Below are 8,772 nucleotides of genomic sequence, written 5' to 3'. Positions count from 1 at the left end.
GCGCCGCGCGCTGGACCGCACCCTGCGCCACATGCCTGTCGCCACGCTGGGCTACGGGGATCCGGCCGGCGAGCCCGCCCTGCGCCAGGCCATCGCCCAGCACTTGGCCGTATCGCGCGGCGTGCGCTGCAGCGCCGGGCAAATTGTCGTCACGGAAGGCGCGCAGGAAGCCCTGGCGCTGTGCGTCAGCCTGCTCAGCAACCCCGGCGACACGGCCTGGGTGGAAGAACCCGGCTACCGGGGCGCCAAGGCCGCGTTCCAGGCGGGCGACCTGCGCATGGTGCCGGTGCGGGTCGACGCCCAGGGCATCGCCGTGCCCAATGCCCTGTGGCGCAGCCAGCCGCCGCGCCTGATCTACACCACGCCTTCGCACCAATACCCCACGGGCGCCGTGCTGGCCGCGGCACGGCGGCTGCAGTTGCTGGAACACGCCGCGCGCGTGGGCGCCTGGATCATCGAAGACGACTACGACAGCGAATTCCGCCACCATGGCGAGCCCATTCCGGCCATGCAGGGGCTGGGCGACGACACGCCCGTGCTGTACGTGGGCACGTTCAGCAAGACCATGTTCCCGGCCCTGCGCATCGGCTTCCTGGTATTGCCGCCGGCCCTGGCCGAACCCTTGCGCACCGCCGTGCATGAGTTATTGCGGGGCGGCCACCGGCACGAGCAACTGGCCCTGGCGTCGTTCATCGACAGCGGCCAGTTCGGCCGCCACCTAGGCCGCATGCGGCGCCTGTACCGCGACCGCCAGCAGGCCCTGCGTGCGGCGCTGGCGCGCCACCTGCCCGTGGAGCACGAACTGATCGGAGGCCACGGCGGACTGCACCTGACCCTGCGACTGCCCGCCGTGCACGATGATCGCGCCATTGCCGCGCAGGCGCGGCGCGCGGGCCTGGCCCCTGGGGCCCTGTCGGCTTTCGCGCTGCGGCCCACCAGCCAGGACAACGGCCTGGTGCTGGGCTATGGCAATACGTCTGCCGACCTGTTCGAACCGCTGGTGCGGCGGTTGGCGCGGGTGATCGCCGCGGTCGGCTGACCGCCGCGCCGGCCTAGCCTATCAGGCCGCCCAGCAGCAGCATGGCCAGCACCAGCCAGAAAATGCCGGCCACGATGGCCCGCCGCATGAATGCCCTGACCGCCGCCCACAGCAGCAGCAGGCCCAGCACCAGCAACGCGAAGTTGAATACCGATGGACTCATGCCCAGCGCGCCCGCCAGCCCCGAGAAAAAATCGCCCAGGGCCGACCCCAGCCCACCGAATACGTAGCGCAAGCCTTCCACGATGGCGCGGATCACCTCGCCGAGCATGGCGCCCACCGAGCCGAAAAAACTGTCTTCAGTCTGCATGCGTTCCCATAGCGGGGATGCCCCCTGTCACGCGGCGCGCAGCGGGCGCCGCCACCGCCAGAATGTATCCGATCCGCGCCCGCCCTGCCCAGCGGCGCCGGCCTGCCCGGCGGGCGGACCCCGATTAGAGGTTTAATACAGGTCTTGTCAGCATTGTGCGCGGCGCCTGCCTGCCGCGAAAAGGACCAAGATGGCTTTCGATTTTGACTTGTTCGTGATTGGCGCGGGTTCGGGCGGCGTGCGCGCGGCGCGTTTTGCCGCCGGGTTCGGCGCCCGCGTGGCCGTGGCGGAAAGCCGCTACCTGGGCGGCACCTGCGTCAACGTGGGCTGCGTGCCCAAGAAACTGCTGGTCTACGGCGCGCACTACCGCGAAGACCTGGAACAGGCTTCCAGCTATGGCTGGACGGTGGGCGAACCGGGCTTCGACTGGCCCGCCCTGATCGCCAACAAGAACCGCGAAATCGAACGCCTCAATGGCATCTACCGCAACCTGCTGGTGGGCGGCGGCGTCACGTTGTACGAAGGCCACGCCCGGCTGTTGGACCCGCACACGGTCGAGGTGAGCGGCCAGCGCCACACCGCGCAGCACATCCTGGTGGCCACTGGCGGCTGGCCGCAAGTGCCGGACATTCCGGGCAAGGAACATGCCATCACATCGAACGAAGCCTTCTACCTGAAAGCGCTGCCGCGCCGCGTGCTGGTGGTGGGCGGCGGCTATATCGCCGTGGAATTCGCGTCGATCTTCAACGGCATGGGCGCGCATACCGTGCAGGTGTACCGGCGCGACCTGTTCCTGCGCGGCTTCGACGGCGGCGTACGCGAACACCTGCGCGATGAACTCATCAAGAAAGGCGTAGACCTGCGCTTCAACGCCGACGTGGCGCGCATCGACAAGCGCGCCGATGGCAGCCTGGCCGCCACGCTGCATAGCGGTGAAGTCATCGAGACCGACTGCGTGTTCTATGCCACCGGCCGCCGCCCCATGCTGGACAACCTGGGCCTGGAAAACACCGGCGTCAAGCTGAACGACGAAGGCTTCATCGCCGTGGACGAGGAATACCGCAGCAGCGAGCCGTCGATCCTGGCGGTGGGCGACATCATCGGCCGCATGCCGCTGACGCCGGTGGCGCTGGCCGAGGGCATGGCCGTGGCGCGCCGCCTGTTCCGCCCCGAGGAATACCGCAAGGTCGACTACAACCTGATTCCCACGGCGGTGTTCAGCCTGCCCAATATCGGCACCGTGGGCCTGACCACCGAAGACGCCGAAGCGCAAGGCTACCGGGTGCAGCGCTTTGAAAGCCGTTTCCGTCCCATGAAGCTGACGCTGACGGCATCGCAGGAAAAAACCCTGATGAAACTGGTGGTGGATGCCGACACCGACCGGGTGCTGGGCTGCCACATGGTGGGCCCGGACGCCGGCGAAATCGTGCAGGGCCTGGCGGTGGCGCTGAAGGCGGGGGCCACCAAGCAGGTATTCGACGAAACCATCGGCATCCATCCCACCGCGGCCGAAGAGTTCGTGACGCTGCGCACCCCGGTACAGGCATAAATTACTGTCTGTTCCGATACAGTTCTGCGGTACGCTCCTGGACAGTTTCCCCGCGTATTTTCCAGGAGCGCCGCGTGCCCGAACTTTCCAATCTGCTGGCTTTTGCGTTGCTGTCCCTGGGCATGGTGCTGACGCCCGGCCCCAATATGGTGTACCTGATTTCGCGCTCGATTTCCCAGGGCTCGAAAGCCGGCCTGATCTCGCTGGGCGGGGTGGCGCTGGGCTTCGTGTTCTATGTGCTGTGCGCGGCCCTGGGCATCACGGCCTTGCTGATGTCGGTGCCCTATGCCTACGATGCGCTGCGCCTGGGCGGGGCCATGTACCTGGGCTACCTGGCCTGGCAGGCGCTGCGCCCCGGCGGCCGCTCGCCCTTCCAGGTGCGCGAACTGCCGCGCAGCAGCCCGCGCCAGCTGTTCACGATGGGGCTGCTGACCAACCTGCTGAACCCCAAGATCGCCATCCTGTATTTGTCGCTGCTGCCGCAGTTCATCACCCCCGGGCACGGCAGCGTGCTGACGCAATCGCTCACGCTCGGGTTCACCCAGGTGCTGATCAGCCTGAGCGTCAACGCGCTGATCGCCCTGGCCGCCGGCTCCATCGCCAGCTTCCTGGGTACCCGGCCGCTGTGGCTGGTGGTGCAGCGCTGGCTGATGGGCACGGTGCTGGCCGGGCTCGCCATCCGCATGGCGCTGGATTCCCGCCGCTGACGGACCCGGTGCCTGGCTGCCCCTGGTCCGCGGGTGTCTGGCTCCCCGCAAGGGGTGTCAGACACCGGGCTCGACACGACGGTGTCTGGCACCCTGCGGGAGCCAGACACCTGCCTAAGCCACTTAAGGCAGTGCCCTAAGCGGCAGGCATCTGTCATCCGCGGCCTCCCGGCGCCAGTGCGATAATGGCGGGCAACCCTGCAGCATCCCCTTGTCTCGAGCCTCATCATGTCCCGTATCGACGACCCCCTGCACGACCGCGAAGCCGGCCAGGCCGATTCCACCCAAGACACCACGCGCATCGACGATGTCCGCATCGGCGCCGTGCGCCCGCTGATTTCCCCCGCCCTGCTGCAAGACGAATTGCCCATTCCGGCCGACACGCTGGCGCTGGTGGAGGATGCCCGCGCGCGCATCGCCGACGTCCTGCACGGCCGCGACGACCGCCTGGTGGTGGTGGTGGGCCCCTGTTCCATTCACGACCACGGCCAGGCGCTGGAATACGCCGCCCGCCTGAAACAGGCCGCCCAGGCACTGCATGACGATCTGCTCATCGTCATGCGCGTGTACTTCGAGAAACCGCGCACCACCGTGGGCTGGAAGGGCTACATCAACGACCCGCGCCTGGACGGCAGCTTCCGCATCAACGAAGGCCTGCGCCGCGCGCGCGAGCTGCTGCTGGAAATCGGCGCGCTGGGGCTGCCCATCGCCACCGAATTCCTGGACCTGCTCAGCCCGCAATACATTGCCGACCTGATCGCCTGGGGCGCCATCGGCGCGCGCACCACCGAAAGCCCCAGCCATCGCCAACTGGCGTCGGGGCTGAGCTGCCCGCTGGGGTTCAAGAACGGCACCGACGGCGGCATGCAAGTGGCCGCCGACGCCATCGTGGCCGCGCGCGCCAGGCACGCCTTCATGGGCATGACAAAAATGGGCATGGCCGCCATCTTCGAAACCCGCGGCAACGACGACACCCACGTCATTCTGCGCGGCGGCAAACAAGGCCCCAATTACGACGCGGCCAGCGTCGCTTCCTGCTGCGCGGCGCTGGAAGCCGCCGGCCAGCGTCCGCAGGTCATGATCGACTGCTCGCACGCCAATTCCAACAAGTCGCACCAGCGCCAGATCGACGTGGCGCTGGACGTGGCCGCGCAACTGGCCAATGGCGAATCGCGCATCATGGGCGTCATGATCGAAAGCCATCTGGAAGAAGGCCGCCAGGACCTGAAGCCCGGCGCGCCGCTGCGCCATGGCGTGTCCATTACCGACGCCTGCCTGGGCTGGGCCCAGACCGAGCCCGTGCTGGCCGACCTGGCCCAGGCCGTGCGCCAGCGCCGGGCACGCAAAAGCTAGGCAGGCCTGCCGTGCCTGCCCCTGCAATTTCGCAGGATCAGGCAAGAATGGCGGAGTAATCGGCATTGCTGTAGCCGGGCGGGTTTTCTTATCCTGAAGGCCTTCGGGGCAAGGGCCCCGGCACCAGGAAAAAATCCGCCATGGCCAGCTTGAACATCAATGGCAAAGACACCGCCATCGACGCGCCCGACGAAATGCCTTTGCTATGGGCGCTGCGCGACGTCGCCAACCTGACCGGCACCAAATACGGTTGCGGCATGGCCATGTGCGGCGCCTGTACGGTGCACCTGGACGGCACGGCCATCCGGTCGTGCGTCACGCCGCTGGCCGCCGTAGCCGGCAAGAAAATCACCACCATCGAAGGCGTGGACGCCGACAGGGTTGGGCAAGCCGTCCAGGCGGCCTGGCGCAACCTTGACGTCGCCCAGTGCGGCTACTGCCAGTCCGGCCAGATCATGTCCGCCACCGCCCTGCTGATGCAGAACCGCCAGCCCAGCGACGCCGACATCGACAGCGCCATGAGCGGCAACGCCTGCCGCTGCGCCGCCTACGTGCGCATCCGCGCCGCCATCCACGAAGCCGCCCGCGCGCTGGCCTGATCCGGAGCCCATCATGCATTCCATCATGCGTTCCTCTTTCCCCGCCCCTGCCCCGGTACACAACGTCAGCCGCCGCCGCTTCATGCAGGGCGCGGGCGGCCTGGTGCTGGGCATTGCGCTGGGCCCCGCCGCCGCGCGTGCCGCGGGCGCCGCCGCGGCCTCCGCCGCCGATGGCGCTTTTGCGCCCAATGCCTTCGTGCGCATCGGCACGGACGGCATCGTGACCGTACTGTCAAAGCACATCGAAATGGGCCAGGGCGCCTACACAGGCCTGGCAACCTTGCTGGCCGAAGAACTGGATGCCGACTGGTCCAGCATCCGCGTCGAAGGCGCGCCCGCCAACACCGAGCTGTACAAGAACCTGGCCATGGGCATGCAGGGCACCGGCGGCAGCACGGCCATTGCCAACTCTTTCGAGCAGATGCGGCGCGCCGGCGCCACCGCGCGCGCCATGCTGGTGGCCGCCGCGGCCGGCCAGTGGCAGGTGGACCCGCGCGGCATCACCGTGTCCGACGGCGTCGTGCGCCATGCCGCCACCCAGCGGCAGGCAGGCTTCGGCGACCTGGCCGAGGCGGCGGCGAAACTGCCGGTGCCTGAATCCGTTACGCTGAAAGCGCCGGCCGACTTCAAGCTGATAGGCAAGGAAACCCTGCGCCGCGTCGACCGCCATGCCAAGACCGACGGCACGGCCGTCTTCACGCAGGACTTCAAGCTGCCCGGCATGCTGGTGGCCATGGCGGCGCGTCCTCCGCGCTTTGGCGCCACCGTGGCCAGCTTCGACGCCAGCCAGGCCAAGGCCGTGCCGGGCGTGCGCCACGTCGTGCAGTTCGCCGGCCAGGCGGGCAACCCGGGTGGCGTGGCCGTGCTGGCCGACAACACCTGGGCCGCGCGCACCGGCCGCGATGCCCTGCAAGTGCAATGGGACGACAGCAAGGCCTATCGCAAGAGCAGCGACGACATCCGCGCCCAGTACCGCAAGGCGCTGGGCCGCCCGGGCAAGGTCGCTGCCAGCCATGGCGACATCGAGGCCGGGCTGGCGCAGTCCGCCCAGGTCATCGAAGCCGAATACGAAGTGCCCTACGTCGCGCACACCGCCATGGAACCCATGAATTGCGTCGTGCAGCTGGGAGAAGGCCGCTGCGACATCTGGAACGGCGAGCAATTCCAGACACCGGATCAAGCCACCGTGGCCAAGGTGCTGGGGCTGCGCCCCGAGCAGGTATTCATTACGCAGCTGTATGCCGGCGGCAGTTTCGGGCGGCGTGCCAATCCGCGCGCCGATTATCTGGTGGAAACCGTGGCCATTGCCCAGGCCGCCCGCGAACAAGGGGTGCGCGCGCCCATCAAGCTGGTATGGACCCGCGAAGACGACCTGCGCGCCGGCTACTTCCGCCCCCTGAACGTACACCGCGCGCGGGTCGGCCTGGACGCGCAGGGCAGGCTGCAGGCCTGGCACGTGCGCGTGGCGGGACAATCCATCATTCAGGGCACGCCCTTCCAGGCGGCGATGCAAGGCGATATCGACCCCACTTCAGTGGAAGGCCAGGCCGACCTGCGCTACGCCGTACCCAACCTGCAAGTCGAGCTGCATACCCCCACCGACGTGGGCGTTCCTGTGCTGTGGTATCGCTCGGTGGGCCACACCCACACCGCCTTCTCGGCCGAGGGCCTGATGGATGAGGCGGCGGCCGCCGCCGGACAGGACCCGGTGGCCTACCGCGCCGCCCTGCTCGACCAGCATCCACGCCACCGCAAAGTGCTGGAACTGGCCGCCGAACAGGCCGGCTGGAGCCAGCCGCTGGCAGCCGGCGCGCCCGGCGAGCGGCGCGGCAAGGGCGTGGCGGTACACGAATCGTTCGACACCATCGTGGCCCAGGTGGCGGAAGTCACGGTCAAGCCCGACGGCTCGTTCAAGGTAGACCGCGTTGTCTGCGCGGTGGACTGCGGCATCGTGGTGAATCCGGACCTGGCGCGTTCGCAGATCGAAGGCGGCATCGGTTTCGGCCTGTCGACGGCACTGCATGGCGCCGTCACGCTCAAGGACGGGCAAGTGGAACAAAGCAACTTCCACGATTACCTGCTGCTGCGCATCAACGAGATGCCCGCCGTCGAAGTGCATTTCGTGCCGTCCGCCGAGAAACCCACCGGCGTGGGCGAACCCGGCGTGCCGCCGGTGGCGCCGGCCGTGGCCAACGCGCTGTATGCCGCCACCAGGCAGCGCATACGCACCCTGCCGTTTTCCGGCCAGGCCAAGGCGCTGGCCGCGCAGGCATAATGGTTTCACTACCCGCACCCGTAATGGACATGGCGCCCGCTTCCCACCTTGCCCCTGCCACTCCGTCCGTGCCGCTCGCTGGCCTGGACGGGCTGGCGGCGCTGGTCAACCGCCACGCGCCCCGCGACGGCCTGTTCGCCACGGCCATACCGGAACTGTCGTTCTTCCGGTCATCACTGCCCAGCGAACTGGTGGTGGGCGTCTACCGGCCATCGCTGGCCATTCTGGTGCAGGGCGCAAAACGCGTGGAAGTCGGCGAAGATGTCTACGAGTATTCCGCATCGCACTATCTGCTCACGTCTGTAGACCTGCCGGTGGCCTCGCGCATTACCCTGGCCACGCCGGATACGCCCTACCTGTGTTTCGTGCTGGACCTGGATCCGCAGGCCACCGCCGACCTGCAGGCCGACACTGGCCTGCCGCCCCCGCCAGAGGCCGATGCCGGACGCGGCCTGGCCGTGGCGCGCCTGAGCCCGCCCCTGCTGGATGCGGCGCTGCGGCTGACACGGCTGCTGGATACGCCCGCGGACATCCCGGTACTGGCCCCCTTGATACGCCGCGAAATCTGCTACCGCCTGCTGACAGGCGAACTGGGTGCGCGGTTGCGGCACATTGCCCGCAACGAGGGCCCGTCGCACCAGGTACGCCAGGCGATCGCCTGGCTGCAAACGCACTTCAACCGGCCGCTGCGCATCGAGCACCTGGCCCAGACTGTCAACATGAGCACCTCGTCGCTGCACCACCACTTCAAGGCGGTAACGGCCATGAGCCCGCTGCAATACCAGAAGCAAATACGCCTGCAGGAAGCCCGCCGCCTGCTGCTGGCCGGTGTCACCGACGCCGGCGCCGCCGCGCGCCAGGTGGGCTACGAAAGCGCCTCGCAGTTCAGCCGCGAGTACAGCCGGCTGTATGGGGCGCCCCCGCTGCGCGACGTGGCGCG

At 68.3% G+C, this 8,772-nt stretch carries 8 protein-coding genes; 7 read left to right on the top strand and 1 reads right to left on the bottom strand.

Annotation, left to right across the window (positions count from 1 at the left end):
* A partial coding sequence (locus LPZ50_RS17440; RefSeq protein WP_230663056.1) for a PLP-dependent aminotransferase family protein occupies positions 1 to 1,039 on the top strand: 1,039 nt, incomplete at its 5' end.
* Between the two features lie 13 nt (positions 1,040 to 1,052).
* Here LPZ50_RS17440 and LPZ50_RS17435 read toward each other — a convergent pair.
* Positions 1,053 to 1,349, bottom strand: coding sequence for a hypothetical protein (locus tag LPZ50_RS17435; protein WP_230663054.1), 297 nt, complete (start codon positions 1,347 to 1,349; stop codon positions 1,053 to 1,055).
* 190 nt (positions 1,350 to 1,539) lie between these two features.
* On the opposite strand from LPZ50_RS17435, the gene gorA reads away from it, so the two are divergent.
* The 6 genes from gorA to LPZ50_RS17405 all read left to right on the top strand — a co-directional run.
* Positions 1,540 to 2,898 (top strand): glutathione-disulfide reductase, encoded by a 1,359-nt coding sequence (gorA, locus tag LPZ50_RS17430; protein WP_230663052.1) that lies wholly within the window; start codon positions 1,540 to 1,542, stop codon positions 2,896 to 2,898.
* A 74-nt stretch (positions 2,899 to 2,972) separates the two neighbouring features.
* Positions 2,973 to 3,605 carry a LysE family translocator gene (locus LPZ50_RS17425; RefSeq protein ID WP_230663050.1) on the top strand — a complete coding sequence of 211 codons (633 nt, stop codon included), beginning with the start codon at positions 2,973 to 2,975 and terminating at the stop codon, positions 3,603 to 3,605.
* 228 nt (positions 3,606 to 3,833) lie between these two features.
* The gene (locus tag LPZ50_RS17420; protein WP_230663048.1) at positions 3,834 to 4,958 is read left to right on the top strand and encodes a 3-deoxy-7-phosphoheptulonate synthase; all 1,125 of its coding nucleotides are present in this window, start codon (positions 3,834 to 3,836) and stop codon (positions 4,956 to 4,958) included.
* A gap of 140 nt (positions 4,959 to 5,098) precedes the next feature.
* Entirely contained in the window at positions 5,099 to 5,557 is a 459-nt protein-coding gene (locus tag LPZ50_RS17415) for a (2Fe-2S)-binding protein (protein ID WP_230663046.1), read from the top strand.
* A gap of 13 nt (positions 5,558 to 5,570) precedes the next feature.
* On the top strand, positions 5,571 to 7,832 hold the full coding sequence (locus tag LPZ50_RS17410; RefSeq protein WP_230663044.1) for a xanthine dehydrogenase family protein molybdopterin-binding subunit: 2,262 nt from the start codon (positions 5,571 to 5,573) through the stop codon (positions 7,830 to 7,832).
* Between the two features lie 29 nt (positions 7,833 to 7,861).
* Positions 7,862 to 8,772 (top strand): AraC family transcriptional regulator (locus LPZ50_RS17405; RefSeq protein ID WP_230663043.1); only part of this gene is annotated, 911 nt, incomplete at its 3' end.

Source organism: Bordetella petrii (assembly GCF_020991325.1).
Taxonomy (GTDB): domain Bacteria; phylum Pseudomonadota; class Gammaproteobacteria; order Burkholderiales; family Burkholderiaceae_B; genus Bordetella_A; species Bordetella_A petrii_E.
The sequence above is the reverse complement of the archived record's forward strand: the minus strand, read 5'-3'. Positions and strand labels throughout refer to the sequence as shown.

Bases quoted from the DNA above. Each gene is read 5' to 3' on its own strand.
- LPZ50_RS17415 (WP_230663046.1), top strand. From the start codon at position 5,099: ATGGCCAGCTTGAACATCAATGGCAAAGACACCGCCATCGACGCGCCC.
- gorA (WP_230663052.1), top strand. From the start codon at position 1,540: ATGGCTTTCGATTTTGACTTGTTCGTGATTGGCGCGGGTTCGGGCGGC.
- LPZ50_RS17420 (WP_230663048.1), top strand. From the start codon at position 3,834: ATGTCCCGTATCGACGACCCCCTGCACGACCGCGAAGCCGGCCAGGCC.
- LPZ50_RS17410 (WP_230663044.1), top strand. From the start codon at position 5,571: ATGCATTCCATCATGCGTTCCTCTTTCCCCGCCCCTGCCCCGGTACAC.
- LPZ50_RS17435 (WP_230663054.1), bottom strand. From the start codon at position 1,349: ATGCAGACTGAAGACAGTTTTTTCGGCTCGGTGGGCGCCATGCTCGGC.